The organism is Pseudomonas sp. LBUM1672 (assembly GCF_059695655.1).
Genome location: NZ_CP166781.1, coordinates 221,509 through 247,319, shown reverse-complemented (window position 1 = coordinate 247,319; position 25,811 = coordinate 221,509). Strand labels below are relative to the sequence as shown.

Genomic DNA, 25,811 nt, shown 5'->3' with positions numbered 1-25,811 from the left:
GCGCTGAACCGTTTTAGTGCCGGGTATCTGACGGCGTATCGACACCCGCTCCAGCGAACAGTTGGGAGATATCGGCCGCATCAAACAGGTAACGCTGGTTGCAGAACTGGCAATCGATCTCGATGTTGCCGCCGTGCTCGATAACCAACGCCTGCGCGTCTTCCATACCCAAACTGACCAGTGCATTGCCTGAACGTTCTCGCGAGCAGCTGCAACGGAAACGCAGTCTCTGCACATCAAACAGGCGCACCTGTTCTTCGTGGTAGAGGCGGTGAAGCACGGTTTCGTTGTCCAGGCTCAGCAATTCGTCAGCGGTCAGGGTGCCGCCCAGCGCGGTGATGTGCTGCCAACTGGCGTCGCGCTCTTCCTGGTCTTTCAAGCGATCGGCAGGCAGCTGCTGCAGCAACAGACCACGGGCGCGACGGCCATCGGCGTACAGCCAGAAACGGGTGCCGACCTGTTGCGACATCACGAAGTAATTAGTGAAGCACTCCGACAGGGTTTCGCCATCCAGATCAACGATGCCTTGGTAACGCTGGCCTTGTGTCGGGTCGATGGTCAGCGCCAGTACGCCGTTGGGCATCAAGTCGGCGAGGGTTGCGTCGGGGGCAATCTGGTCGGCTTCATAACGGGCGAGGCCACGGATTTCGCGCTCGCTGGAGCATTCGATCATCAGCAGCGGAATCGGGCCGTCGGAACGGGCCTGAAGAATGAGCAAGCCATCAAACTTCAAGGTGCCGACCAGCAACGACGCGGCCGCCATCAGCTCGCCGAGCAGTTGCGCGACCGGCTCCGGATACGGGTGCTTGGCGAGGACTTCGGCGTAGCTCCGTTCCAACGAAACCAGCTCGCCGCGGGTGTCGCTGTCATCGAAGATGAAGCGTTGGGTGTAGTCGGTATCCGGTAGATCGGTCATAGGTCTGGGTATCTGAAGTAATGACAAAATGGTTACAAATCGTGAAGATTGCGCCTTTGCAGCACCGCTTTGGTGCGCGATGTTCAGCCATGGGAGGCATTTTATGAACAATCCGGGTTTGTTCCAAGCAAGGTGGAACCTCCGCCGGTTGGCTCTGTGCAATTTCGTGCCTCTGGCACTGCTGGCCTTCTGGTTATGGCCTACGGGTCAGATGCTGTGTGTGATTTTCGACGAGTGGCTATTTCATCTGCTGAATGCGCCGCTGGCCAGCAACCCGATATGGCTACGCATCTGGGCGATTGCAAGTCTGCGCCCGTTCGATGTGGTGGTTGGAGTGATTCTGCTGACGCTGCTGATCAAGGGCGATTGGGTGTTCGAGAAGACTGAGGTGCGTCAGGCGTTTTTCGGTTTTCTCGCGGTTCTGCTGGTGCTGCTGTTTATCCGCATGCTGTTCTCAAAGCTTGCCGTATACATGAGCTGGCAACACAGCAGCCCGTCGATGATGATCGAGGGTGCGATTCGTATGAGTGACTATTTCCCGGGCCTTGAGAAGTCCTGGGAATTGAAGGATCGGTCGACGCAAAGCTTTCCGGGTGACCACGCTTCGGTGTTGCTGATCTGGGCGCTGTTCATGACCGTGTTCAGCCGAAATTCCTGGCAGACATTGGTGATTTGGGCCCTGGCGCTGCTGTTCATGATGCCGCGCCTGGTGGCGGGCGCCCATTGGGGCCAGGACGATTACATTGGTGGTGTGTTGCTGGCGGTATGGGCGTTGGGCTGGGGTTACTACACGCCGTTTGCCTATCACGCTTCGGCGTTTTTCCTGAAGGTGACGGCACCGGTGTTCGGGTTGCTAGGGAAATTGCCGGTGGTTTCGCGGATGAGTGTGGTAAGGGCGGCCGGCTAATGCCTTGATGCCATTTCTGTGGCGAGGGAGCTTGCTCCCGCTCGGCTGCGCAGCAGCCGCAAAACCAGGCGACAGGGATCTATCTGAAAGAACCCGGTTGTCGGTATAGGGAGTCCTTCGGCCTCCAGCGGGAGCAAGCTCCCTCGTCACAAATCATGTGAGCAATGACTACTCGTCGTTGCTACTACCGCGAAACTTGAACAAATCCCGCCGCTGTTTCTTGCTCGGCTTGCCATCGGTGCTCACGCCCAACGCGCCGGCCTTGCGCATGGCCGCGGCCGCTTCGCGCTTGGCGATGCTGGCATCGGTTTCCACATACAACGTCTGAGCCTCAGGCGCGCCACGACGCACAATCGATAGCGCCTGAACCACCACCGTACGTTCCTCGAACCCTGCACGAATCTGAAACTCGTCGCCGACCCTCGGTTCCTTGCCCGGTTTGCAGCGCTCACCCCGGCAATGCACCTTGCCACTTTCAATCGCCGCCTTGGCCAAGGCACGTGTTTTGTAAAAACGCGCAGCCCACAACCACTTATCGAGACGGACCTTGTCGTCCTCTTCGTTTTTTTGTGCCACTTGAATTCCTCTTTCAGCCCATAGTCGGAACTGTACTACCGTTTCTGTCGGGCGCAAGAACTCGGCCCTCCAGATAAACTGTGATCTTGGCCGGCTCACCGGCATGGAGTGATCGAGTGACTATATTCCCGTCTTCATTGACTTCGCCCCAGGGCGGTTGCCAAGGCTGTCAGCAAAGCGAGCCGCTGGGCTTCGATTTTTCTTTTGCCTACCAACCGATCGTCGATCTGCGCGACCGGTCGATTTTTGCTCATGAAGCGTTGGTCCGCGGCATTGCCGGGGAAGGCGCACTGTCGGTGCTCGATCAGGTCAACGAGGAAAATCGCTACCGCTTCGACCAGCTCTGCCGGACCCGCGCCATTGAAGGGGCGGCCAATCTAAACATGCAGACACACTTGTCCATCAACTTCATGCCCAACGCCGTGTACCGCCCGGAACTGTGCATCCGCACCACTCTGGAGGCTGCAAAAAAACACAACTTCCCCATCAACCGTCTGATTTTCGAAACGCTGGAAAGCCAGCACGTAGATAACTATCGCCATTTGACTAATATTCTGCGTGAATACCGCGAATTCGGCTTCAAGACCGCCATCGACGATTTCGGCGCGGGCTACTCGGGGCTCAATCTGCTGGCTGATTTCCAACCGGACCTGATCAAACTCGACATGGCACTGATCCGCGATGTCGATCGCGATCGTGTTCGTCAGGCTATCGTTCGAGGGGTTGTCACAATGTGTGCGGAGTTGAACGTTACAGTCATCGCCGAAGGCATCGAAAGCGCCGGAGAACGGGATTTCCTGGCGGACTGTGGAATATTTCTGATGCAGGGTTACTGGTTCGCCAAGCCTGTATTCAAAGCGTTGGCCCAGGTAACGCCTGAGGCGTGGACGCGTTAATCGCCGGTTTTTTCCTATTGAAGACATTTGACCATTTGACCGTTATCGGTCTGCGCGAGTGGGTGGCGCTCCCGGATCTGGGAGTCGCGGGCCTGCGCGCAAAAATCGACACCGGCGCCAGCACCTCGAGCCTGCACGCCACCGACATCGAGCCGTTCGAGCGCGACGGTGAAAGCTGGGTGCGCTTCACCGCGCACCTGGGCACGGTGGTGCAGTTGCGTCATCGACGCTGCGAGGCGCCACTGGTGACGCGCAAAACCATTAAAAGCTCCAACGGTCACGCGCAGATGCGTTATGTGGTCAGCACCACACTGGCCCTGGGTGATCGGGTATGGCGGGTCGAATTCACCCTCGCCTGCCGCAAATCCATGCGTTATCGCCTGTTACTCGGTTCCAAAGCCCTGATCGACGGCCAGCTGGTGGTCAATCCGGGGATTAAATATGTACAAGACAAGCCGGTGTTCCCGGTATCTACCTCCTCCACAGGTGTTGCATGAAGATCGCTGTGCTGTCGCGGAACCCGCGTCTGTATTCCACTCGTCGTCTGGTCGAAGCCGGTACCGAGCGTGGCCATGAAATGGTGGTGATCGACACCCTGCGCGCCTATATGAACATTGCCAGCCACAAGCCGCAGATCCACTACCGCGGCAAGCCGCTGGAAGGTTTCGACGCGGTGATCCCGCGGATCGGTGCGTCTGTGACGTTTTATGGCTGCGCGGTGTTGCGCCAGTTCGAAATGATGGGGGTTTTCCCGCTTAATGAATCGGTGGCCATTGCCCGTTCGCGGGACAAACTGCGGTCGCTGCAATTGCTCTCGCGCCGCGGGATCGGTTTGCCGGTGACCGGGTTTGCGCACTCCCCGGATGACATTCCCGACCTGATCGACATGGTCAACGGCGCACCGCTGGTGATCAAGGTGCTGGAAGGCACTCAGGGCATCGGCGTGGTGTTGTGTGAAACGGCGACCGCCGCAGAATCGGTGATTGAAGCCTTCATGGGCCTGAAGCAGAACATCATGGTTCAGGAATACATCAAGGAAGCCGGGGGCGCGGACATTCGCTGCTTCGTGGTCGGCGACAAGGTGATCGCGGCAATGAAGCGCCAGGCCAAGCCTGGAGAATTTCGCTCCAACCTGCATCGCGGCGGCAGCGCCAGCCTGATCAAGATCACCCCGGAAGAACGCATGACGGCGTTGCGTGCGGCGAAGGTCATGGGTCTGGCGGTGGCGGGGGTGGACATCCTGCGTTCCAATCACGGGCCGCTGGTGATGGAAGTGAACTCGTCGCCGGGATTGGAAGGGATTGAGACCACCACCGGGAAGAACGTGGCGGGGATCATCATTGAGCATCTTGAGAAAAATGGCGGGCCGAATATGACCCGGACCAAAGGCAAGGGCTAAAGCTAAGAGCCCCCTCACCCTAACCCTCTCCCCAAAGGGGCGAGGGGACTGACAGTGGTGTTCTTTCGAGCTACATCGACCTGAAAAATCGAGTCGAGCTCAGGTTTTGAAAACAACCGAGATCTGCTCCCTTTCCCCCTCTCCCCTGTGGGGAGAGGGCTGGGGTGAGGGGTGGCTCTTGGCTACACCGCGTCTCTAGGCAACATCAACCCCAGCGGCAACCGCACCCGAGCTTCGAGACCACCACCGGCCCGATTGCGCAACTCAACATTCCCGCCATGCATCGAAGCAATCCGCTTCACGATGGCCAGTCCAAGTCCTGTCCCCTTCCCACCCCGGGCACGATCACCCCGGGTGAATGGGTTGAAGATCGCTTCCAGCTCGGACGGATCAATCCCCGCCCCACGGTCCATGACGCTCAGCACCACATAAGGCGCGCTGGTATCGCCAGACACATAAGCCGCCACCTCAACCCCGCTGCCAGCATGGTGCAAAGCGTTACCGATCAAATTGTTCAGCAACCGCTTCATCGATACCCGACGCAGGGGAAACGGCTGAATCGGCTCCAGGCGCAGCCGCACTTTTTCTTCGTTCTGGTTGTACGGTGCCGCAACCTCACGAACCAGGTCACTCAGGTCTACTTCCTCGACAGACTCGTCACGACCATCGCGGATAAACGCCAGGAACTGGTCGAGAATCGCGTCCATGTCCTCGATGTCACGCACCATATCGTCCGACAGGTCGCTATGGTCGCCCATCAACTCCAGGGACAAGCGCAAACGGGTCAGCGGCGTACGCAGGTCGTGTGATACCCCGGCCAGCATCAACTCACGCTCGCGACCGGCCTGCTCGACGTCTTCAGCCATCTGGTTGAAGGCACGGTACACCTCGGTCATCTCGCTCGGCGTGTCGCTGATCGGCAGGCGCACGCTGCGCCCCTGACCGAGTTGCCGTGCGGCATACACCAGACGTTTCAACGGTTGATTGAGCTGGCTGACGAAGATCCACGCCGAGGCGGTGGACAGCAAGCCGATAGCAAGGAACCACCCAAGCACGTTCCAGATTTTCTGGCCGCGCAACGGATGCGGATAGAGCGGCACTTTCAGCCAGCCGTCGCCCAGGCTAGGCGCCCGAACCCACAGGGCCGGCGGCGAGTGCATGCGTAATCGCACTTCGGTGTCGGCACCCAACTCCGCCTGCATCTGCCGCTGATAGATCTCGCTGTAAGGCCAGTGTTGCTCGCCTTCCGGCACACCCGCGCCCACGACCCGGATCAGCGTGGCGGCATCAGCAATTTTCTCTCGATTTTTTTCATCGGCAGCCCAATAGGCGCGCAGCGTAAGGGCGACGCCGTGGCTGTATTGGCGATCCACCAGCACGTCTTCGTTCATCAACAGATAAACCAGGGTCAGCGCCTTGGAGAACAGGACGACGATCAGCACCAGCCACAGGGTGCGGGAGAAGAAACTCTGGGGGAACCAAACGGGGGTTTTCATGGATAACCGCTACACACTTGCAGGAGCGAGCGATGCTCGCATATTGCGGATCGCGAGTCTGCGGACAATCGTCCGCAAGACCCGCTCCTACAAATCGCCGATCACTTGGTGGCGGCGCCATCCGGTACGAACACGTATCCCACGCCCCAGACCGTCTGGATGTAACGCGGTTTGGATGGATCGGGTTCGATCATCCGGCGCAGACGGGAGATCTGCACGTCGATGGAACGCTCCAGGGCATCCCATTCACGGCCACGGGCCAGGTTCATCAGCTTGTCGCGGGTCAGTGGCTGACGCGCGTTCATGACCAAGGCCTTGAGCACCGCGAATTCACCGGTGGTCAGCATGTGCACTTCGTCACCGCGCTTGAGTTCGCGGGTGGCCAGGGACAGCTCGTAGTCACCGAAGGTCACGCTTTCGTCTTCGCTGCCCGGTGCGCCCGGCACAGGCGTCGACTGGCGACGCAGGACCGCTTTGACACGGGCCATCAGCTCATCCGGGTTGAACGGCTTGGCCAGGTAATCGTCGGCGCCCAGTTCCAGGCCCTTGATGCGGCTCAGCTCATCGCCCTTGGCGGTCAGCATGATGATCGGGATCTGATTGTTCGCCGTGCGCAGCCGGCGGCAGGCGGTCAGACCGTCTTCGCCGGGCAGCATCAGGTCGAGGACGACCAGGTTGAACACTTCACGCGCCAGCAGGCGATCCATTTGTTCAGTGTTCGGTACGGCGCGGGCTCGGTAGCCCTTGCTGACGAAAAAACGTTCCAGCAGGCTGCTCAGCCCTGGATCGTCGTCAACAATAAGAATTTTTTCGCCTTCAGCATTGTTTGCAGTGCTGCTCATTAGATGCTCCTTTGATCTCGGCGCGCATTATGGCGTAGCTGCCGTTATACGCACCGTGTGCATTGTTAGCAGATTTTTCCTTCACCGCCAGAAATCCGGCCCTCGCGCTACCGCCTGCGATGCCCCTGAATGATAGAACGCTGGTTATAATGCGCGGCCTTTTGTGTCAGGCAACGTCTGATCATGGCTGCAGGTGGCCGCTTTTTATTTTCATGGCGCCGGCAGTCATTGTTCGATTTCACGGGTCAACGGGATACCTGTTGATCCAGGTAGCGGCGCAGGCCAGGCCGCTCAACCAGACTCGCCGAGCCTTTATCTCTGCGCCTGCGAGCCTGCTTTCACAATTTGTCAGGTGGTTTTATGGACAGCATCAACAGCCGCATCGCCGAGGAACTCGGTGTACGCCCACAACAGGTCGAAGCGGCCGTCGCGCTACTCGATGAAGGCTCTACCGTTCCCTTCATCGCCCGTTACCGGAAAGAAGTGACCGGCAGCCTCGATGACATTCAGTTGCGTCATCTGGAAGAGCGTCTGCGCTACCTGCGAGAACTCGACGAACGGCGCATCAGCATCCTCGCCAGCATCGAAGAGCAAGGCAAGCTGACCCCGCAGCTCGAACGCGACATCAAGCTCGCCGACACCAAGACCCGCCTCGAAGACTTGTACCTGCCGTACAAGCAGAAGCGCCGCACCAAGGGCCAGATCGCCCTGGAAGCCGGCCTCGGCGAGCTGGCCGACGGCCTGTTCAACGACCCGACCCTGACGCCAGACGCTGAAGCCGCGCGCTTCGTCGATGCCGAAAAAGGCGTCGCCGATGTGAAAGCCGCCCTCGAAGGCGCCAAATACATCCTGATGGAACGCTTCGCCGAAGACGCCGGCTTGCTGGACAAACTGCGCAGCTACCTCAAGCAGGAAGCCACCCTCAGTGCCCGCGTCATCGCCGGCAAGGAAGAGGAAGGCGCCAAATTCCGCGACTACTTCGAACACGACGAGCCGCTGAAAAGCATGCCGTCGCACCGCGCGCTCGCCATTTTCCGTGGCCGCAACGAAGGCATTCTCAGCTCCGCACTGAAAGTCGGCGACGAGCTGCCGGGCACCATGCACCCGTGCGAAGGCATGATCGGCCAGCAATTCGGCATCCAGAACCAGAACCGCGCCGCCGATAAGTGGCTGGGCGAAGTGGTGCGCTGGACCTGGAAGGTCAAGCTTTACACCCACCTCGAAACCGATTTGCTGGGCGAGCTGCGCGATGGCGCGGAAACCGAAGCGATCAACGTGTTCGCCCACAACCTGCACGACTTGCTGCTGTCGGCCCCGGCCGGTCCGCGCGCCACCCTGGGCCTCGACCCGGGTCTGCGCACCGGCTGCAAGGTCGCCGTGGTCGATTCCACCGGCAAACTGCTGGATCACGCCACGGTTTACCCGCACGTGCCGCATAACAAATGGGACCAGACCATCGCGATTCTCGCCGCCCTGTGCGCCAAGCACTCGGTCGACCTGATCGCCATCGGCAACGGCACCGCCAGCCGTGAAACCGACAAGCTCGCCGCTGAGCTGATCAAAAAATACCCAGCCATGAAGATGACCAAGGTCATGGTCTCTGAGGCCGGTGCATCGGTTTACTCGGCGTCGGAACTGGCTTCCAAGGAATTCCCGGACCTCGACGTGTCGATCCGTGGCGCGGTGTCGATTGCCCGTCGCCTGCAGGATCCGCTGGCCGAACTGGTGAAGATCGATCCGAAATCCATCGGCGTCGGTCAGTACCAGCACGACGTGTCGCAGCTGAAACTGGCGCGTGGCCTGGACGCTGTGGTCGAGGACTGCGTGAACGCCGTGGGCGTGGACGTGAATACCGCTTCCGTGGCGCTGCTGGCGCGCATCTCCGGCCTCAACGCGACCCTGGCGCAGAACATCGTCAGCCACCGCGACGAGCACGGCGCATTCAAAACCCGCGCCGCGTTGAAGAAAGTCGCACGCCTGGGTGAAAAAACCTTCGAACAGGCCGCCGGTTTCCTTCGTGTCATGAACGGCGACAACCCGCTGGATTCGTCGGCGGTTCACCCGGAAGCCTATCCGCTGGTGCAGCGCATCGCCGCTGAAACCGACCGAGACATTCGTTCGCTGATCGGCGACGCGAGCTTCCTCAAGCGCCTCGATCCGAAGAAGTACACCGACGAGACTTTCGGTCTGCCAACGGTCACCGACATCCTGCAAGAGCTGGAAAAACCCGGTCGCGACCCGCGTCCCGAGTTCAAGACTGCCGAGTTCCAGGAAGGCGTCGAAGACTTGAAGGATCTGCAACTGGGCATGATCCTCGAAGGCGTCGTGACTAACGTGACCAACTTCGGCGCGTTTGTTGATATTGGCGTGCATCAGGACGGTTTGGTGCACATCTCCGCGCTTTCGGAGAAGTTCATCAAGGATCCGCGTGAAGCGGTGAAGGCTGGTGACGTGGTGAAAGTGAAGGTCATGGAAGTCGATATCCCGCGTAAACGCGTGGGTCTGTCGATGCGCATGAGCGACACCCCGGGCGAGAAAATCGACGGTGCCCGTGGTGCACGTCCGGGGTCGGCTCCACGCCAGTCCCAGAACAACGCACCGCGCAAGGAAACCACGGCGGCGGCCCCGGCCAACAACGCCATGGCTTCGCTGTTCGCCAACGCCAAGCAGTTGAAGAAGCGTTGATGGAGGTTCCCGCCGGCCTGACCGAAAGCGCGTTTTTCAAGCTGCTGGGGTGTCGCTTGCACAGCCTGGAAACCGGGGTGGCGCAAGTCGCCCTGGCGCTTGAGCCAGAACTGCGCAATCGCGGCGGCAAGCTGCACGGCGGGGCCTTGTTCAGTCTGGTGGACATTGCCATGGGGCTGGCCTGTTCCAGCACCCACGGCTTTGACCAGCAGAGCGCGACCATCGAATGCAAGATCAACTACATTCGCGCCGTTTCGGACGGTGAAGTGATGTGTACGGCGCGGGTGATTCACCCGGGCCGTCGCACGCTGGTGGTCGAAGCTGACGTGATGCAAGGCGACAAACTCGTCGCAAAAGCACAAGGCACGTTCGCTGTCCTGTAGCTAGATGTCACCCATTTGAGTTAATTTCAGCGCAAAGAACCTGTGGGAGCGGGCTTGCCCGCGATGGCGGTGTGTCAGACGATGTAAACGGTGACTGACACTCCCTCATCGCGGGCAAGCCCGCTCCCACAGGGAACGTGCAGTTCTTGAATAATCGGCAAATGGCCTGTCAGGCTCAAAAACCAGGCGAAAACGCCAGTTTTAACTTCACCCTTGTAGACCGTCTTGCCCACCCCCATATTGGGGCGACTGACGCGTGAAGGAATCCAACTTGAGCGAACTTCTCAACCGCCGCCTGGCTCTGCTCGGCGAGCGCGCTAACCTCTCTCTGCTCGAACAGTGCCTTCACGGCATCGAACGTGAATGCCTGCGCGTGACCGGCGAAGGTCGCCTGGCGCAAACGCCGCACCCGGAAGAATTGGGTTCCGCGCTGACCAATGAACAAATCACCACCGACTATTCCGAGTCGCTGCTGGAATTCATTACCCCGGCCCTGCCAGACCCGGCCGATACGCTGGCGAGCCTGGACAAGATCCACCGCTTTGCCTACAGCAAGCTCGGCAACGAGTTTCTGTGGAGCCCATCGATGCCGTGCCCGTTGCCGGCCGAGGAAGACATCCCGATCGCCTATTACGGCACGTCCAACATCGGTCAGCTCAAGTACGTCTACCGCAAGGGCCTGGCCCTGCGGTACGGCAAGACCATGCAGTGCATTGCCGGGATTCACTACAACTTTTCCCTGCCCGAGAAGCTCTGGCCGCTGCTGAGCGAGACTGAAGGCTTTGTCGGCACCGACCGCGACTATCAATCGTCGGCCTACATCGCGCTGATCCGCAACTTCCGCCGCTACAGCTGGCTGCTGATGTACCTGTTCGGTGCTTCGCCGGCGCTGGACGCCGGTTTCCTGCGCGGTCGTTCGCACCAGTTGGAACAACTGGACCCGGACACGTTGTATTTGCCGTACGCCACCAGCCTGCGCATGAGTGACCTGGGTTACCAGAGCAACGCCCAGGCCGGCCTGACGCCGTGCTACAACGATTTGGCCAGCTACACCGACAGCCTGCGCAAAGCGGTCGCCACGCCGTATGCGCCCTACGTCGAAATCGGCACGCATCAGGACGGTGAGTGGGTTCAGCTCAACACCAACATCCTGCAGATTGAAAACGAGTACTACTCCAACATCCGCCCGAAACGCGTGACCTACACCGGCGAGCGGCCGATCCAGGCACTGGTGGCCCGTGGCATTCAGTACGTCGAAGTGCGTTGCCTGGACATCAACCCGTTCCTGCCGATGGGCATCGACCTCACCGAGTCGCGCTTCCTCGACGCGTTCCTGCTGTATTGCGCGCTGAACGACAGCCCGCTGCTGACCAATACTTCGTGCGGCAACGCGACCTCGAACTTCCTCAGCGTGGTCAAGGAAGGTCGTCGTCCGGGCCTGCAATTGCAGCGCGACGGTCAACCGGTCGACCTGAAGGAATGGGCCGGCGAATTGCTGGAGAAGATTGCGCCTTTGGCAGCGTTGCTGGATCAGAGCCATGGCGGCGATGCCCACAGCAAGGCATTGGATGCGCAACTGGCCAAGGTCAAGGACTCGTCCCTGACGCCATCGGCCCAAGTGCTGGCGGCGATGGCGGAGCACAAGGAGAGCTTTGCTCAATTCTCCCTGCGCCAAAGCCAGGCGCATGCGGAGTTTTTCCGCAGCGAGCCGTTGAATAGCGAAGACCAGGCGAAGTTTGAAGAACGCGCCCGTTCCTCTCTGGCTGAGCAAGTGGAGCTGGAGCAGAACGAAGTCGGCGATTTCGATGTGTTTGTCGGGTCGTACCAGGCGAGCATTCTGGCGATCAGCAACTAATCTGCAATCTCTCTGGTAACAGGGTTTTCTGTGGCGAGGGGATTTATCCCCGTTCGGCTGCGAAGCAGTCGCAAGCTATTCGATTCGGTTTTACTGATGCACCGCGATTGAAGGTTTTGGGGCCGCTTCGCAGCCCAACGGGGATAAATCCCCTCGCCACAAAAGCAATCCACAGTAACGGGCCTTAGAATTTTCCGCTCATAAGCTCATTCTAAAAAGTTATTTATTTTAGGATTCTTATATCATTTAGTCTCCTTTTCACGCCGACTCTCGGTCGCCTGACAAGGAGCTTCTCAATGAAACTGACTTTCCCCCTTCGCCTCCTGGCGGCCGCGTCTCTGGCTGCGGCGAGTTTCTTTGCCCAGGCGGCTGACGTCACCGTCGCCTACCAGACCACCGTAGACCCGGCGAAAGTCGCCCAGGCCGACGGCGCTTACGAAAAAGCCACCAACGCCAAAATCGACTGGCGCAAATTCGACAATGGCGCCGATATCATCGCCGCCATCGCTTCCGGCGACGTACAGATCGGCTACCTCGGTTCCAGCCCGCTAACGGCGGCCATCACCCGCAAAGTCCCGGTCGAAACCTTCCTCATCGCCACCCAGATCGGCGCCGCCGAAGCCCTGGTCGCCCGCGACGGTTCCGGGATCAAAACCCCGCAGGACCTGATCGGCAAAAAAATCGCCGTGCCATTCGTTTCCACCGGTCACTACAGCCTGCTGGCGGCGCTGAAGCACTGGAACATCGACCCGTCGAAAGTCACCGTACTCAACCTCGCTCCGCCCGCCATCATCGCCGCATGGAAACGCGGTGACATCGACGCCACTTACGTGTGGGACCCAGCACTCGGCGTCGCCAAGGAAAACGGCAAGGTGCTGATCACCTCCGGCGAATTGGCCAAGTTCGGCGCGCCGACCTTCGATGCCTGGATCGTGCGTAAAGACTTCGCCGAGAAGCACCCGGAAATCGTCACCGCATTCGCCAAAGTGACCCTCGACGCCTACGCCGATTACCGCAAAGACCCGGAAGCCTGGCTCGCCAACCAATCCAACGTCGACAAACTGATGAAACTCTCCGGCGCCAAAGCCAGCGACATTCCGTTGCTGCTGCAAGGCAACGTCTTCCCGCTGGCGGCGGATCAAGTGATCACCCTCGGCGCGCCGACCACCAAGGCCATCACCGACACCGCTGTGTTCCTCAAGGAACAAGGCAAGGTCGAGGCTGTGCTGCCGGACTACGCGCCGTACGTCAGCGCCAAGTACATCACCAACTAATCGGGAGTTAACCGCGATGGCTTTGCTACAGCTGGAGCGCATCAGCGCACAGTACCCCGGCGCCGCCGAACCGGTACTGGCGGATATTTCCCTGAGCCTGGGGCCCCAGCAATTGCTGGTGGCCCTCGGCCCGTCCGGCAGTGGCAAGACTTCGCTGTTGAACCTGATTGCCGGTTTCGTCGAGCCCAGTGCCGGGCGCATCACCCTCGATGGCGTGCCGGTCAAAGGCCCGAGTGCCGAGCGCGGCGTGGTGTTCCAGGATGACGCCCTGCTGCCTTGGCAGGACGTATTGACCAACGTCGGTTTCGGTCTGGAACTGGCGGGGGTTAGCCGAGAAAAACGCGAAATCCGTGCTCGGGAAATGCTCGCGCTGGTGGACCTTTCCGGCTTCGAAAATCGCCGCATCTGGCAGCTCTCGGGTGGTCAGAAACAGCGTGTCGGTTTGGCTCGAGCCCTCGCCGCCGACCCGCGCGTGTTGCTGATGGATGAACCCTTCGGCGCCCTCGATGCCTTCACCCGCGAACAGATGCAGGAGCTGCTGCTACAAGTCTGGCAGCGCACCGCCAAACCGGTATTCCTGATTACCCACGACATCGAAGAAGCGGTGTTCCTCGCCACGGATTTGATTCTGCTGGCGCCGAATCCTGGGCAAATCGTTGAGCGCCTGAGCCTGGATTTCGGTCAGCGTTACGCGGCCGGTGAGTCGGCTCGCTCGATCAAGTCCGACCCGCGCTTCATCGAAACCCGCGAACACGTGCTCGCCAAAGTGTTCTCCCAACGCAGTACCGCCCAGCGGAAGGAGCGCGCATGAGCAGCTATGAAATTCCTACCGTTGCGGTGAAACCAGGGTCCGCAGCCATTCCGGTGCGACGCAGCCTCAGCACTCGGTGGATCAGCTTGCTGACGCTGGTGGCGCTCGTTGTCATTTGGTGGGCCGTCACCGCCACTGGAATGATCGAACCGCTGTTCCTGCCGCCACCGTCCGCCGTGCTGCAAAAAGGCTGGCTACTGGTGACCACCGGCTACATGGATTCCACGTTGTGGCAGCACTTGGGCGCGAGTCTCAGCCGTATCGGTCTGGGCCTTGGCTTTGCCGTGCTGACCGCAGTGCCCGTCGGCATCGCCATCGGCCACAACCGCATCGCGCGCGGCGTTCTCGATCCGCTGATCGAGTTCTACCGCCCTATTCCACCGCTGGCTTATCTGCCGCTGATCGTGATCTGGTGCGGCATCGGTGAGCTGTCGAAAGTCTTGCTGATCTACCTCGCGATCTTCGCCCCGATTGCCATCGCTACCGCGACCGGCGTGCGTACCGTCGACCCGGCCAAATTGCGCGCCGCGCAATCGTTGGGCGCGACCCGGGCGCAGTTGATTCGCCATGTGATTCTGCCGAGTGCCTTGCCGGATATTTTGACTGGCGTGCGTATCGGTCTGGGTGTGGGTTGGTCGACACTGGTCGCCGCCGAACTGATTGCCGCCACCAGCGGTTTGGGCTTCATGGTGCAGTCGGCCGCGCAGTTCCTGGTCACCGATGTGGTGGTGCTGGGGATTCTGGTCATCGCGCTGATCGCCTTCGCCATGGAAATGGGCCTGCGCGCCCTGCAGCGCAAACTGGTGCCGTGGCACGGCCAGGCTCACTAAAGATTTGTCATTGACCATGCCGACAGCTCGGCACCCTGGATTGAAGAGAAAGACCATGAGTAACCTGACCATCGTTCCCCTCAGCTACGCCCTCGGCGCGCAAATCAGCGGCATCGACGTGAGCCAGCCGCTGAATCAGGAACAGCGCGATGCCATCGAGCAAGCGCTGCTCAAGCATCAAGTATTGTTCTTCCGCGACCAGCCGATCACACCTCAGCAGCAGGCACGATTCGCCGCAAACTTTGGCGATCTGCACATCCACCCTATCTACCCGAACGTGCCGGAACAGCCCGAAGTGTTGATCCTCGACACCGCCGTCACCGACGTGCGCGACAACGCGATCTGGCACACCGACGTGACCTTCCTGCCGACCCCGGCCATGGGCGCGGTGCTGAGTGCCAAGCTGTTGCCGGAGTTTGGTGGCGACACGTTGTGGGCCAGCGGCATTGCGGCGTATGAAGCGTTGTCGGCGCCGCTGAAAAGCTTGCTCGAAGGGCTGACCGCCACTCACGATTTCACTCGCTCGTTCCCGCTGGAGCGTTATGGCAACACGCCTGAAGCATTGGCTCAGTGGGAAGAAGCGCGCCGCAAGAATCCACCGCTTTCGCACCCGGTGATTCGCACGCATCCGGTGAGCGGGCGTCGGTCGTTATTCGTCAATGAAGGCTTCACATCGAAGATCAATGAGCTGTCGGAAACCGAGAGTGAAACGATTCTGAAGTTTCTGTTTGCTCACGCAACGCGGCCAGAATTTACGATCCGCTGGCGTTGGCAGAAAGACGATGTGGCGTTCTGGGATAACCGTGTGACACAGCATTACGCCGTGGACGATTACCGGCCGGCACGGCGGGTGATGCAGCGGGCTACGGTGTTGGGGGATGTGCCGTTTTTTAACTGAACGCTGATTTCTTTATTGACTGGTCTGGCCCCTTCGCGAGCAAGCCCGCTCCTACATTGGGAATGCGTTCCCCTGTGGGAGCGGGCTTGCTCGCGAAGGCGACATGACAGGCGCCGGAAGACCCGGCGCCGAACACTTATTCAGCCGTCGAAGGCTTCTCCCAAAGATTGATCCCACCCTCTTGGGCAAACCGATCAATCTCCGCCAGCTCCTCAGCACTAAAGCTCAAATTCTTCAACGCCCCGACGTTCTCGATAATCTGCTCCGGCCGGCTCGCGCCGATCAGCGCCGAAGTCACGCGCGGATCGCGCAGCGTCCACGCCAGCGCCAGTTGCGCCAGGCTCTGACCGCGACGCTTGGCGATTTCGTTGAGCCCACGCACATGGGCGATGTTGGCTTCGGACAGATGAGATTCCTGCAACGAACCACCACCCGGACGGTTGACCCGAGCATCCTTCGGAATGCCATTGAGGTATTTGTCGGTCAACAAGCCCTGCGCCAGCGGCGTGAATGCAATCACACCGGTGCCAAGTTCGTCGGTGACATCCAGCAGGTCCTTTTCCACCCAGCGATTGAGCAGGTTGTACGCCGGTTGGTGAATCAGCAACGGCACTTTCCACTCTTTCAACAGCGCCGCCATCTCACGGGTTTTCACCCCGGAATACGACGAGATACCGATGTACAACGCCTTGCCCTGCTGCACGGCGGTGGCCAGTGCACTGGCGGTTTCTTCCAGTGGGGTGTCCGGGTCGAAGCGATGGGAATAAAAGATGTCCACGTAGTCTAGGCCCAGACGTTGCAGGCTCTGGTCGAGGCTGGCCAGCACGTATTTGCGCGAACCGCCGCCCTGGCCGTAAGGACCGGGCCACATGTCCCAACCGGCCTTGCTCGAGATGATCAGCTCGTCGCGGTACTGCTTGAAGTCTTCACGCAGCAAACGACCGAAGTTGATCTCGGCACTGCCGTACGGCGGGCCATAGTTGTTGGCCAGGTCGAAGTGGTTGATGCCCAGGTCGAAAGCGGTGCGCAACAGCGAGCGCTGAGTGTCGATCGGCGTGCTGTCGCCAAAGTTGTGCCACAAGCCCAGGGACAGCGCCGGCAGCACCAGACCGCTGCGGCCCACGCGGCGGTAAGGGATAGAGTCGTAGCGGTTTTCGGCAGCGGTGTAAGTCATCGAATCCTCTCTTGTCTGTCTTTGAAGTTGGTATCGACTGCTTCGCAAGTTGCCCAGCATACGCCCAGACAAAAGCCGATAAACCTCGGACTCGAGAAAATGCTGAAACGTTTCACAGATTTTTGATCCTTCAACGTTTAAGCCGACAACTCACGTAGCGCGGCAGCCGCCAAAAAGCCTGACCTTGAACTGTAGCGCTGGTCCCGCCTGACCGTCTGATCGATACGCTCAAGCAATTGCTCTGGCAATGTGGCGTTGAAACGCACTGATTTACCGAAGTACGGCGTGATATCAAACTCGACCACACCCCACACGCCACCAGCGTAATCGGGGTTATCAAGGTGAGCATCGATTTCGCGTATTTGCGGAAGCGGATCGCCATCGGCGACCAGACCTTCATAGTGCAATGACAACGCCTCTTTTACGTTTTCAAATGCCTGCGCCACAGTAGCGCCTGCGGAGATGCAACCCGGTACGTCCGGGATAATCACTCCGTAGTCTGAGTCGGCATCCTTGTGCAGAACGACCGGGAATTTCATTTCGGCGAGCCCTTCCTGTGATGTGGCCTCTTCGAGGCTCTCGTTTCCGATCTCGGGCCTCATTTCAGACCCGCCTGTTTCAATATGCTATTGATCGTCCCTTTTGGAAGATCCGAGTCAGGGTGTTTTATCGTCACCCTCCAGGCTTGCCCGGATGCTTGTACTGATGGTGACTGCCCTTCACGGCTACCAGATACCAACCATCGTCCTCGATCATCCTGATCATTTCTCGACTTCGCATCAGCTTCGTCCTTGTGGGCAGCTTCTGCTGCGCACACTACGCGACGAACGTATTTTTAATACACACCATACACACTCCGATAAATATTAGCGGTTCTGGTGCAACCGGATTTTGCTCCCGGACCAGCGGCTACCGTGCATTCGCAAACACCTCCCCCAGCCAATCCACAAACACCCGAACTCGTGGCGACATGTGTCGGTTGGGGGGGTACAGCACCGAGACCGGCATTGACGGTGGCGGCATGTCGATGAGGACTTCTTGCAGGTAATCTGGCGCAGGTTGGCGATGCGTTTTCCGATCAGCGCCGAATCACTCAAGGTGCCGGCGCGCAGGACGCAGTCGACGCCTTCTGCGATCAGGTCGACAAAGCGGTCGGCCTCGCTGATGGACAGTAGGAATCACCGCCATGACCCCTCAAACTTCGAAAGTTGCCCTCGTGACCGGCGCCCCCCGCGGCATCGGCGCGGTGATCGGATTCGGCTTGGGTCAATGGACAGATTCTGCGGGCTAATGGTGGATTGGTTTAAGCTGGTTTGCAGGCAGGCCAGACGCCTTCGCGGGCAAGCCTCGCTCCCACAGGGGACGCCGGTAAACACAAGCATTATGTTCACTGACGATCCCTGTGGGAGCGGGCTTGCCCGCGAAGGCGATCTAAAGGGCAGCACACATCTAAAGGACGGAATGCATCATGCACACCACGATCATCATCACCTTCGGCCTGATCCTGCTGGCGCTGATGCTGTTCATCGGCGAGAAAATCGGCTTCAGCCGCCAGACCCTGGCCTATAGTTTTGTGGTGCTGTGGCTGGCACTGACGCTGATCAACGGCGCAGTCGGCATGGTGCATGCCGGCCAGCCGTTGAGCACGGAACTGGCAGTCGGCAGCGCGGTGTTCGGTGTACCCGTGGCGGCGATGGTGCTGTTCATGGTGCTGAGCACTGAAACATGAGCACCACCGCCCCGGCGATCAACGCACCAGATGCAAGAACTGCAGGTGCCGTTCGTACTGATCAAGGATGTCGTTGATGATCTGTTCCTTGGTGTAACCCACCAGATCGTAGTCCTGACTGCCCTCGCTCAAATGCACCTCGGCCCGGTAGTAACGACGGTTGTTGAGTTCCTTGGAACCCATGCCACCCCGGGCAAACGATGGCGTGAAGTAACCACGCATCTGCACCTGATAGATAAAGGGATGCTCCTCGCCGTGACCGATTTCCAGGCTGACGTTGTCGTTGGCCGGGTCCGGCTGAGTGACCACGTTCAAACCCTTCTCGACGAACACCGCACTCACCTCTTCAATCGCCGGGCGCACCGTCGTATCGAGGAATCGATAAACCTCATCGCGAGACGGGAAGTGCACGGCCTGAGTCAAGCGCTGACGCCAACCGCCACGCCGCGAACCGGACACCGGTGCCAGGGAATGCAGCTGTGCGATCTGTTTCTGCGACTCCAGGTAGAACGCCTTGTGCAGCCCCCACATCATCAGCAGCAAAATCATCGAGAACGGCAACGAGGTCAGCACCACCGCTGACTTCAGCGCATCGATGCTGCCGGAGAACAGCAGCGCACTGGTTACCAGCGCGGTCATGGCGCCCCAGAACACCCGCAGCCATTTCGGCCCGTCTTCATCCGGATTACCGCCCTTGGCGGACAGCGTCGACAGCACCACGGTGCCGGAGTCGGCCGAGGTGACGAAGAACACGAAGCTGATGAACACCGTGACCGCAATCACGGTTTTGCTCCACGGATAGGTTTCCAGCAGCAGGTAGAGGGTCATCGACGGGTTGTCGACGGCCGACATGCCGAGCGCGGTCATGCCGTGGTTGAGCACCTGGTCGATGGCGCTGTTGCCGAAGATCGACATCCACGCCAGGGTGAAACCGAGCGGAATCAGCAGCACGCCGAAGACGAATTCGCGGATGGTCCGGCCACGGGAAATCCGCGCGATGAACAGACCCACGAACGGCGACCACGCAATCCACCAGGCCCAATAGAACACGGTCCAGCCGCCCAGCCAGTCGCTAGGCTTGTCGTAGGCGTACAGGTCGAAACTCTTCATCGGCAAGGCGCCGAGGTAGTCGCCGATGTTCTGAATCAGAGTGTTGAGCAGGTGCTGAGTCGGGCCAGCGAACAACACGAACAGCAGCAGTGCACAGGCCAGCAGCATGTTGATGTCGGACATCACCCGCACGCCCTTGTCGACGCCGGACACCGCAACGATGATCGCCGCGCCCATCATCAGCGTGATCAGGCCGACCTGAATCCACTGGGTGTGAGCGATGCCGAACAGATAGTCCAGGCCCGAGTTGAGGTGCAACACCCCGAAGCCCATGTCGGCGCCGAGGCCGAACACGGTGGCGATGATGCCGAAGCCGTCCACCGCATATCCGATCGGGCCGTTGATGCGCTTGCCGATCAGCGGATAGAGCGCCGAACGCAGGGCCAGCGGCAGGTTGTGTCGATAGGCAAAGTACGCCAGCGCCATGCCGACAAAAGCGAACACGCCCCAGCCGTGCAAGCCCCAGTGCAGAAACAGAATCTGCATCGCCTGCCGCGCCGCATCCGCCGTGCCGGCCTCGCCTTGGGGCGGTTGCGCCAAGTGGGTCAGCGGTTCGGACACACAGAAGAAGAACAGCGTGATGCTGATCCCGGCGGCGAACAGCATGCCGGCCCAGGACAGGTAACTGAATTCGGGTTCGTCGTGGTCGGCACCGAGCTTGATCTTGCCGTAGCCGGACAAGGCGGTGACCACCACGAAGACCAGATACAGCGTCATCGCGAGCATGTAATACCAGCCGACCGTGTTGGCCGCCCAGTTTTGCGCTTCCAGCAGCCAGGCGCCGGCCTGTTCAGGCATGGCGATGACAACGATGCCGAACAGCAGGATGAAAGTCGCCGCGAAGTAAAACACCGGCGGACTCATGCGGACCTGGCCGCTTGGAGGGAGGGACGATGCACTCATGGAAGGTGCACCTCGAAGGGGTGAAACAGGGCAATCAGTAACGGACTCGGCAAGGCAAGCCTCCTGTTGTGAACGGGCAGCAAACCGGCGGTTTAACTTGAATGAGCGTTCAAGTTAAACATGAATAGGGTGCTAAGGACTAATCGCAGGGCTCGGCGGTACGTTCTGTACGCTAGCTCAAGGATGGGTATGACGGGGGATTTGGAGGATTCGTTCAGCGGGAAATTAGCTAAATGCCAGTATTTCGGTTCGTCTTGAAACCATTCGCGGGCAAGCCCGCTCCCACAGGTTTTGTGTAGCTCACAAATTTGTCGTTCGACACAAAACCCGTAGGAGCGAGGCTTGCCCGCGAAGAGGCCAGTCCAGTCAACCAATATTCCGGCCCTTACTTCTGCGTCCCATCATCATGTTGCAGATTCGCCTGCGTCAGGTTGCAACCCGGCGGCACGGTGCGGGTCAGCCAGACATTGCCGCCAATGGTCGAACCCTTGCCGATAGTAATCCGCCCCAGAATCGTCGCGCCGGCATAGATCACCACATCATCCTCGACAATCGGATGCCGCGGATGGCCCTTCTGCAACTGGCCGTCCTCATCCGACGGGAAACGCTTGGCGCCCAAGGTCACGGCCTGATAAATCCGCACGCGCTCACCAATGATTGCCGTCTCGCCGATGACCACACCGGTCCCGTGATCGATGAAGAAGCTGCGACCGATCTGCGCGCCCGGATGGATGTCGATACCGGTGGCCGAGTGGGCAATCTCTGCGCTGATCCGCGCCAGCAGCGGCAACCCGGCGCGGTACAAATGGTGCGCCAGACGATGGTGAATCACCGCCAGAATCCCCGGATAGCACAGCAACACTTCATCGACGCTACGGGCCGCCGGGTCGCCGTGATAAGCCGCCAGCACATCGGTGTCCAGCAAGCTGCGCAGCCCCGGCAACGCGAGGGCGAAGTCCTGAATGATCGCAATGGTCTTGGCCTCGACTTCGGTGTCGGCCTCGGCACTGTGGCGAGCGGCGTATCGCAGTTCGAGTCGGGCCTGCGCCAGCAACGCGTTCAACGCGACATCCAGCGTGTGGCCAACGTAGAAGTCTTCACTCTCCTCACGCAAATCCACCGGCCCTAATCGCATCGGGAACAGCGCACCGCACAGCGCTTCAAGAATCTCCGCCATGGCGGCCCGGGAAGGCAATTCGCGACCGCCCTGCTCACCGCTGGCACGGCCGTTTTGCGCACGCCACTGATCGCGCGCCGTACGCAGTTGGCTGACGATGGTCTGCAATTGCCAATGGCTGGAACGCTCGCTCACGGTAAAAACTCCTCACGGGCGGCCGGACTGTCTGGCCGCGCTATCGACAGTTACTTTACGGCAAGGTCCGGAAGCCGAATTAAGAACCAATAGTGCTGTGTTCAGCACTTTTGGATATATAAGATTGGCGGTTGCCCACGCATATAGGCGTGCCTATAGTCCTGACATCTCCCTTGGCCAGTACGGACCCATGATCAAACAACAGCTTGCCCGCTTTAACCGCCTCGACCTCCTCGGCCACCCTACCGCTCTGGAAAAACTCGAACGCCTGTCGACCTGGCTCGGTCGCGATCTGTACGTCAAACGCGATGACCTGACACCGCTGGCCATGGGCGGCAACAAGCTACGCAAACTTGAATACCTGGCGGCCGATGCCCTGGCCCAGGGCGCCGACACATTGATCACCGCTGGCGCGCTTCAGTCCAACCACGTGCGCCAGACCGCCGCCATTGCTGCCAAGCTTGGCCTGAGCTGCATCGCACTGCTGGAAAACCCGTTGGGCACCGACGACGCCAACTATCTCGGCAACGGCAATCGGCTGCTGCTGGACCTGTTCGATGCCAAGGTCGAGCTGGTGGAAAACCTCGACAACGCCGACGAGCAATTGCAGGCCCTGGCCGATCGTCTGCGCAATAACGGCAAGAAGCCGTATCTGGTGCCGATTGGTGGCTCCAACGCACTGGGCGCTTTGGGTTATGTGCGCGCAGGGCTGGAACTGGCGGAACAGATCAAGGACACCGGCCTGGAATTCGCCGCCGTGGTCCTGGCCTCGGGCAGTGCCGGGACCCACAGTGGTCTGGCGCTGGCACTGAGTGAAGCACTGCCGGATTTGCCAGTGATTGGTGTCACGGTTTCCCGTAGCGATGAAGATCAGCGGCCGAAAGTCCAGGGCCTGGCCGAGCGCACTGCCGAGTTGCTGGGCGTGAGCCTGCCGGCGAGTTTCAAGGTCGAGTTGTGGGACGAATATTTCGGCCCGCGTTATGGCGAGCCGAATGCCGGGACACTGGCGGCGGTGAAGCTGTTGGCGAGTCAGGAAGGGTTGTTGCTGGATCCGGTTTACACCGGGAAAGCCATGGCCGGGTTGCTTGATGGCATCGGTCGTCAGCGCTTTAACGAGGGCCCGATCATCTTCCTGCACACGGGCGGGGCGCCGGCGTTGTTCGCCTACAAAGATTCGCTGACCAGTTGAAGTATTCCGTGGCGAGGGAGCTTGCTCCCGTTGGGGTGCGCAGCATCCCCAAGACCTGCACCACGGTTTCTCAGTTGTACGCGGAGACTGCGTTTGCGACTGCTGCGCAGTCGAACGGGAGCAAGCTCCCTCGCCACAGGGGATTGCGTGAGTTTCATATGCAATAAATGAATAACAAACTCAATATTCATTATTTTCTTATCTAAATCCGCCATCATATAGTCACGCCGCAGGCGAATTTGCAGCGAGACGCATACGCTGCTTTAGGGCAGGATATTGCAGTCGTCCAAATCCCGATTTTGCCAACATTCCTAAAAGCGTCTTCATAAGAAAACACAGGGGCTTGTCATGAATTTTTCCGCACTACGTCGAAATCTGCTGGTCGGTTCGCTGGGCCTGGCGCTGAGCGCCGGCCTGCTGGGGCAAGCGGTTGCCGGTGAGCAGCTGCAAAAAATCAAAGACGCAGGCGTGATCAACGTCGGTCTGGAAGGCACCTACCCGCCGTTCAGCTTCGTCGACGCCGACGGCAAACTGGCCGGTTTCGAAGTCGAGTTCTCCGAAGCCCTGGCCAAAGAGCTGGGCGTGAAGGTCAAACTGCAACCGACCAAATGGGACGGCATCCTCGCGGCACTGGAATCCAAGCGTCTGGACGCAGTGATCAACCAGGTGACCATCTCTGAAGAGCGCAAGAAGAAATATGACTTCTCCGAGCCGTACACCGTTTCCGGGATTCAGGCGCTGGTTCTGACCAAGAAGGCTGCGGAGCTGAACATCAAGTCTGCCGCCGATCTGGCCGGAAAAAAAGTCGGTGTAGGCCTGGGCACCAACTACGAGCAGTGGCTCAAGGACAATCAACCAAAAGCCATCATCAAGACCTATGACGATGATCCGACCAAGTTCCAGGATCTGCGTGTCGGCCGCATCGACGCCATTCTGATCGATCGCCTCGCCGCGCTCGAATACGCTAAAAAGGCCAAGGACACTACCGCCGCCGGCGAAGCGTTCTCCCGTCAGGAAGCCGGTATTGCCCTGCGCAAAGGCGAGCCTGAGTTGCTGGCTGCGGTGAACAAAGCCATCGAGAAGCTGCGTGCCGACGGTACGCTGAAAAAGCTTTCGGAAAAATACTTCAGCGCTGACGTCACTCAATAATGGAAGAAGCTTTCCAACTCGCACTGGACTCCCTGCCCTTCCTGCTCAAGGGGGCCTACTTCACGGTCATCTTGAGCCTGGGCGGGATGTTCTTCGGCCTCATGCTGGGCTTCGGCCTGGCACTGATGCGCCTGTCGCGCTTCAAGCTGGTGAGCTGGATCGCCCGCATCTACGTGTCGTTCTTTCGCGGCACGCCGTTGCTGGTGCAACTGTTCGTGATCTATTACGGCTTGCCGCAATTGGGCATGGAACTCGATCCGCTGCCGGCGGCCCTGATCGGCTTCTCGCTGAACATGGCCGCTTACGCCTGTGAAATCCTGCGTTCGGCGATCAGCTCCATCGAGCGCGGTCAGTGGGAAGCTGCCGCCAGCATCGGCATGACCCGTGCGCAGACCCTGCGCCGGGCCATCATTCCGCAAGCGATGCGCACCGCATTGCCGCCGCTGGGCAACAGCTTCATTTCGCTGGTCAAGGACACCGCGCTGGCCGCCACCATCCAGGTGCCGGAGCTGTTCCGCCAGGCGCAGCTGATCACAGCACGCACCTTCGAAGTGTTCACCATGTACCTTGCCGCCGCGCTGATCTACTGGATTCTGGCCACGGTGCTCTCGCACCTGCAGAACAAGTTGGAAGAGCGGGTCAATCGGCACGACCAGGAGTCCTGACCCCATGATTGTCGTGGAAAAACTGACAAAGCAGTTCAAGGGTCAAGTCGTGCTCAACGGCATCGATCTGCAAGTGAAGGAAGGTGAGGTCGTCGCGATCATCGGGCCTAGCGGTTCGGGAAAAACCACGTTCTTGCGCTGCCTGAATTTTCTCGAAGAACCCACCAGCGGCCGGATCAAGGTCGGTGACATCGAGATCGATGGCAGCCGCCCGTTGAACCAGCAGCAAAGCCTGGTGCGACGCTTGCGTCAGCACGTCGGCTTCGTGTTTCAGAACTTCAACCTGTTCCCTCATCGCACCGCCCTGGAAAACGTCATCGAAGGCCCGATCATCGTGAAGAAGATCCCGCACGCCGACGCCGTTGCCCTGGGTAAAAAGCTGTTGGCCAGGGTCGGCCTGGCGGGCAAGGAAGATGCTTACCCGCGACGCCTCTCAGGAGGCCAGCAACAGCGCGTGGCGATTGCCCGTGCGCTGGCGATGGAGCCGGAAGTGATTCTGTTCGATGAACCCACTTCTGCGCTCGATCCGGAGCTGGTGGGTGAAGTGCTGGCGACCATCCGCAGCCTGGCCGAGGAGAAGCGCACCATGGTCATCGTCACCCACGAAATGGGCTTTGCCCGGGACGTGGCGAATCGCGTGGTGTTTTTCGACAAGGGTGTGATCGTGGAACAGGGCGACGCCAAGGCGCTGTTTGCCAATCCGAAAGAAGAGCGGACGAAGCAGTTCCTCAGCAAGTTTCTGAATAACGCTCACCACTAATACCGCTTCATCATTTGTTAACTTCCATGGACGGAAGTGACAACTATCCCCG

The 25,811-nt window shown here is 59.6% G+C and carries 24 protein-coding genes and 2 pseudogenes; 16 read left to right on the top strand and 10 right to left on the bottom strand.

Annotation, left to right across the window (positions count from 1 at the left end; genetic code table 11):
* Positions 1-13: 13 nt before the first annotated feature.
* Positions 14-916 carry an Hsp33 family molecular chaperone HslO gene (hslO, locus tag ACA053_RS01125; protein ID WP_109627335.1) on the bottom strand — a complete coding sequence of 301 codons (903 nt, stop codon included), beginning with the start codon at positions 914-916 and terminating at the stop codon, positions 14-16.
* A 103-nt stretch (positions 917-1,019) separates the two neighbouring features.
* On the opposite strand from hslO, the gene ACA053_RS01120 reads away from it, so the two are divergent.
* Positions 1,020-1,823, top strand: a complete 804-nt coding sequence (locus ACA053_RS01120; protein WP_497394363.1) for a phosphatase PAP2 family protein — start codon at positions 1,020-1,022, stop codon at positions 1,821-1,823.
* A 168-nt stretch (positions 1,824-1,991) separates the two neighbouring features.
* On the opposite strand, the gene ACA053_RS01115 is transcribed toward ACA053_RS01120, so the two are convergent.
* Positions 1,992-2,399, bottom strand: a complete 408-nt coding sequence (locus ACA053_RS01115) for an RNA-binding S4 domain-containing protein (RefSeq protein WP_497394362.1) — start codon at positions 2,397-2,399, stop codon at positions 1,992-1,994.
* A gap of 116 nt (positions 2,400-2,515) precedes the next feature.
* Here ACA053_RS01115 and rimA point away from each other — a divergent pair, with 116 nt between their 5' ends.
* The 3 genes from rimA to rimK are packed head-to-tail and all read left to right on the top strand — an operon-like array spanning position 2,516 to position 4,694.
* On the top strand, positions 2,516-3,295 hold the full coding sequence (rimA, locus tag ACA053_RS01110; RefSeq protein WP_497394361.1) for a S6 modification regulatory phosphodiesterase RimA: 780 nt from the start codon (positions 2,516-2,518) through the stop codon (positions 3,293-3,295).
* Between the two features lie 17 nt (positions 3,296-3,312).
* Complete coding sequence (gene rimB / locus ACA053_RS01105) at positions 3,313-3,792, top strand: retropepsin-like aspartic endopeptidase RimB (protein WP_010464766.1); 480 nt, start codon at positions 3,313-3,315, stop codon at positions 3,790-3,792.
* Positions 3,789-4,694 carry a 30S ribosomal protein S6--L-glutamate ligase gene (gene rimK / locus ACA053_RS01100; RefSeq protein WP_007949201.1) on the top strand — a complete coding sequence of 302 codons (906 nt, stop codon included), beginning with the start codon at positions 3,789-3,791 and terminating at the stop codon, positions 4,692-4,694. Before rimB ends, rimK begins: the two co-directional genes overlap by 4 nt.
* Before the next feature lie 182 nt (positions 4,695-4,876).
* Here the strand turns inward: rimK and ACA053_RS01095 are convergent, their stop codons facing one another.
* Both ACA053_RS01095 and ompR read right to left on the bottom strand, forming a co-directional pair.
* Positions 4,877-6,190 (bottom strand): ATP-binding protein, encoded by a 1,314-nt coding sequence (locus ACA053_RS01095; protein ID WP_109627327.1) that lies wholly within the window; start codon positions 6,188-6,190, stop codon positions 4,877-4,879.
* 101 nt (positions 6,191-6,291) lie between these two features.
* Complete coding sequence (gene ompR / locus ACA053_RS01090) at positions 6,292-7,032, bottom strand: osmolarity response regulator transcription factor OmpR (RefSeq protein WP_010464774.1); 741 nt, start codon at positions 7,030-7,032, stop codon at positions 6,292-6,294.
* A gap of 360 nt (positions 7,033-7,392) precedes the next feature.
* On the opposite strand from ompR, the gene ACA053_RS01085 reads away from it, so the two are divergent.
* The 7 genes from ACA053_RS01085 (at position 7,393) to tauD (ending at position 15,768) form a co-directional block, all read left to right on the top strand.
* A complete protein-coding gene (locus tag ACA053_RS01085; RefSeq protein ID WP_497394360.1) occupies positions 7,393-9,717 on the top strand; it encodes a Tex family protein in 2,325 nt (774 codons plus the stop codon).
* Positions 9,717-10,100: a PaaI family thioesterase gene (locus ACA053_RS01080; RefSeq protein WP_497314922.1), complete on the top strand. Its 384-nt coding sequence runs from the start codon at positions 9,717-9,719 to the stop codon at positions 10,098-10,100. Before ACA053_RS01085 ends, ACA053_RS01080 begins: the two co-directional genes overlap by 1 nt.
* Before the next feature lie 271 nt (positions 10,101-10,371).
* Positions 10,372-11,955 carry a glutamate--cysteine ligase gene (gshA, locus tag ACA053_RS01075; protein WP_497394359.1) on the top strand — a complete coding sequence of 528 codons (1,584 nt, stop codon included), beginning with the start codon at positions 10,372-10,374 and terminating at the stop codon, positions 11,953-11,955.
* Positions 11,956-12,251: 296 nt separating this feature from the next.
* Entirely contained in the window at positions 12,252-13,229 is a 978-nt protein-coding gene (gene tauA, locus ACA053_RS01070) for a taurine ABC transporter substrate-binding protein (protein WP_497394358.1), read from the top strand.
* Positions 13,230-13,245: 16 nt separating this feature from the next.
* Positions 13,246-14,040 carry a taurine ABC transporter ATP-binding subunit gene (gene tauB / locus ACA053_RS01065; RefSeq protein WP_497394357.1) on the top strand — a complete coding sequence of 265 codons (795 nt, stop codon included), beginning with the start codon at positions 13,246-13,248 and terminating at the stop codon, positions 14,038-14,040.
* On the top strand, positions 14,037-14,870 hold the full coding sequence (tauC, locus tag ACA053_RS01060; protein WP_109627318.1) for a taurine ABC transporter permease TauC: 834 nt from the start codon (positions 14,037-14,039) through the stop codon (positions 14,868-14,870). Before tauB ends, tauC begins: the two co-directional genes overlap by 4 nt.
* 55 nt (positions 14,871-14,925) lie before the next feature.
* Complete coding sequence (gene tauD, locus ACA053_RS01055; protein ID WP_497314917.1) at positions 14,926-15,768, top strand: taurine dioxygenase; 843 nt, start codon at positions 14,926-14,928, stop codon at positions 15,766-15,768.
* 136 nt (positions 15,769-15,904) lie between these two features.
* Here the strand turns inward: tauD and mgrA are convergent, their stop codons facing one another.
* From mgrA to ACA053_RS01035, 4 genes and pseudogenes are all read right to left on the bottom strand, one after another.
* The gene (gene mgrA, locus ACA053_RS01050) at positions 15,905-16,942 is read right to left on the bottom strand and encodes an L-glyceraldehyde 3-phosphate reductase (protein ID WP_102593420.1); all 1,038 of its coding nucleotides are present in this window, start codon (positions 16,940-16,942) and stop codon (positions 15,905-15,907) included.
* A gap of 137 nt (positions 16,943-17,079) precedes the next feature.
* Entirely contained in the window at positions 17,080-17,544 is a 465-nt protein-coding gene (locus ACA053_RS01045; RefSeq protein ID WP_497394356.1) for a type II toxin-antitoxin system HicB family antitoxin, read from the bottom strand.
* Positions 17,541-17,722, bottom strand: a pseudogene (locus tag ACA053_RS01040) (type II toxin-antitoxin system HicA family toxin). Before ACA053_RS01040 ends, ACA053_RS01045 begins: the two are co-directional and overlap by 4 nt.
* 129 nt (positions 17,723-17,851) lie before the next feature.
* Positions 17,852-18,114, bottom strand: a pseudogene (locus ACA053_RS01035) (type 2 periplasmic-binding domain-containing protein); the annotation flags it as partial.
* Between the two features lie 296 nt (positions 18,115-18,410).
* On the opposite strand from ACA053_RS01035, the gene ACA053_RS01030 reads away from it, so the two are divergent.
* Positions 18,411-18,671, top strand: a complete 261-nt coding sequence (locus tag ACA053_RS01030; RefSeq protein WP_497394355.1) for a hypothetical protein — start codon at positions 18,411-18,413, stop codon at positions 18,669-18,671.
* A gap of 18 nt (positions 18,672-18,689) precedes the next feature.
* On the opposite strand, the gene betT is transcribed toward ACA053_RS01030, so the two are convergent.
* Together betT and epsC are read right to left on the bottom strand one after the other, a co-directional pair.
* A complete protein-coding gene (gene betT / locus ACA053_RS01025) occupies positions 18,690-20,645 on the bottom strand; it encodes a choline transporter BetT (protein ID WP_497396106.1) in 1,956 nt (651 codons plus the stop codon).
* 424 nt (positions 20,646-21,069) lie between these two features.
* Positions 21,070-21,996, bottom strand: coding sequence for a serine O-acetyltransferase EpsC (epsC, locus tag ACA053_RS01020; protein WP_497394354.1), 927 nt, complete (start codon positions 21,994-21,996; stop codon positions 21,070-21,072).
* A gap of 190 nt (positions 21,997-22,186) precedes the next feature.
* On the opposite strand from epsC, the gene ACA053_RS01015 reads away from it, so the two are divergent.
* The 4 genes from ACA053_RS01015 to tcyN all read left to right on the top strand — a co-directional run bounded on the left by ACA053_RS01015 (position 22,187) and on the right by tcyN (position 25,759).
* Positions 22,187-23,185, top strand: coding sequence for a D-cysteine desulfhydrase (locus ACA053_RS01015; protein ID WP_497314914.1), 999 nt, complete (start codon positions 22,187-22,189; stop codon positions 23,183-23,185).
* A 348-nt stretch (positions 23,186-23,533) separates the two neighbouring features.
* Positions 23,534-24,334, top strand: a complete 801-nt coding sequence (gene tcyJ / locus ACA053_RS01010) for a cystine ABC transporter substrate-binding protein (RefSeq protein ID WP_109627301.1) — start codon at positions 23,534-23,536, stop codon at positions 24,332-24,334.
* Complete coding sequence (gene tcyL, locus ACA053_RS01005; protein ID WP_084318303.1) at positions 24,334-24,999, top strand: cystine ABC transporter permease; 666 nt, start codon at positions 24,334-24,336, stop codon at positions 24,997-24,999. Before tcyJ ends, tcyL begins: the two co-directional genes overlap by 1 nt.
* A 4-nt stretch (positions 25,000-25,003) precedes the next feature.
* Entirely contained in the window at positions 25,004-25,759 is a 756-nt protein-coding gene (gene tcyN, locus ACA053_RS01000) for an L-cystine ABC transporter ATP-binding protein TcyN (RefSeq protein WP_497394353.1), read from the top strand.
* Positions 25,760-25,811: the final 52 nt, after the last annotated feature.

Coding starts and splice junctions, on each gene's coding strand:
- tauA (WP_497394358.1), top strand. CDS start 12,252: ATGAAACTGACTTTCCCCCTTCGCCTCCTGGCGGCCGCGTCTCTGGCT.
- tauB (WP_497394357.1), top strand. CDS start 13,246: ATGGCTTTGCTACAGCTGGAGCGCATCAGCGCACAGTACCCCGGCGCC.
- betT (WP_497396106.1), bottom strand. CDS start 20,645: ATGAGTCCGCCGGTGTTTTACTTCGCGGCGACTTTCATCCTGCTGTTC.
- tcyJ (WP_109627301.1), top strand. CDS start 23,534: ATGAATTTTTCCGCACTACGTCGAAATCTGCTGGTCGGTTCGCTGGGC.
- tcyN (WP_497394353.1), top strand. CDS start 25,004: ATGATTGTCGTGGAAAAACTGACAAAGCAGTTCAAGGGTCAAGTCGTG.
- ACA053_RS01015 (WP_497314914.1), top strand. CDS start 22,187: ATGATCAAACAACAGCTTGCCCGCTTTAACCGCCTCGACCTCCTCGGC.
- tauD (WP_497314917.1), top strand. CDS start 14,926: ATGAGTAACCTGACCATCGTTCCCCTCAGCTACGCCCTCGGCGCGCAA.
- tcyL (WP_084318303.1), top strand. CDS start 24,334: ATGGAAGAAGCTTTCCAACTCGCACTGGACTCCCTGCCCTTCCTGCTC.
- ACA053_RS01095 (WP_109627327.1), bottom strand. CDS start 6,190: ATGAAAACCCCCGTTTGGTTCCCCCAGAGTTTCTTCTCCCGCACCCTG.
- ACA053_RS01030 (WP_497394355.1), top strand. CDS start 18,411: ATGCACACCACGATCATCATCACCTTCGGCCTGATCCTGCTGGCGCTG.
- ompR (WP_010464774.1), bottom strand. CDS start 7,032: ATGAGCAGCACTGCAAACAATGCTGAAGGCGAAAAAATTCTTATTGTT.
- hslO (WP_109627335.1), bottom strand. CDS start 916: ATGACCGATCTACCGGATACCGACTACACCCAACGCTTCATCTTCGAT.
- ACA053_RS01120 (WP_497394363.1), top strand. CDS start 1,020: ATGAACAATCCGGGTTTGTTCCAAGCAAGGTGGAACCTCCGCCGGTTG.
- ACA053_RS01080 (WP_497314922.1), top strand. CDS start 9,717: ATGGAGGTTCCCGCCGGCCTGACCGAAAGCGCGTTTTTCAAGCTGCTG.
- ACA053_RS01085 (WP_497394360.1), top strand. CDS start 7,393: ATGGACAGCATCAACAGCCGCATCGCCGAGGAACTCGGTGTACGCCCA.
- tauC (WP_109627318.1), top strand. CDS start 14,037: ATGAGCAGCTATGAAATTCCTACCGTTGCGGTGAAACCAGGGTCCGCA.
- mgrA (WP_102593420.1), bottom strand. CDS start 16,942: ATGACTTACACCGCTGCCGAAAACCGCTACGACTCTATCCCTTACCGC.
- ACA053_RS01045 (WP_497394356.1), bottom strand. CDS start 17,544: ATGAGGCCCGAGATCGGAAACGAGAGCCTCGAAGAGGCCACATCACAG.
- rimK (WP_007949201.1), top strand. CDS start 3,789: ATGAAGATCGCTGTGCTGTCGCGGAACCCGCGTCTGTATTCCACTCGT.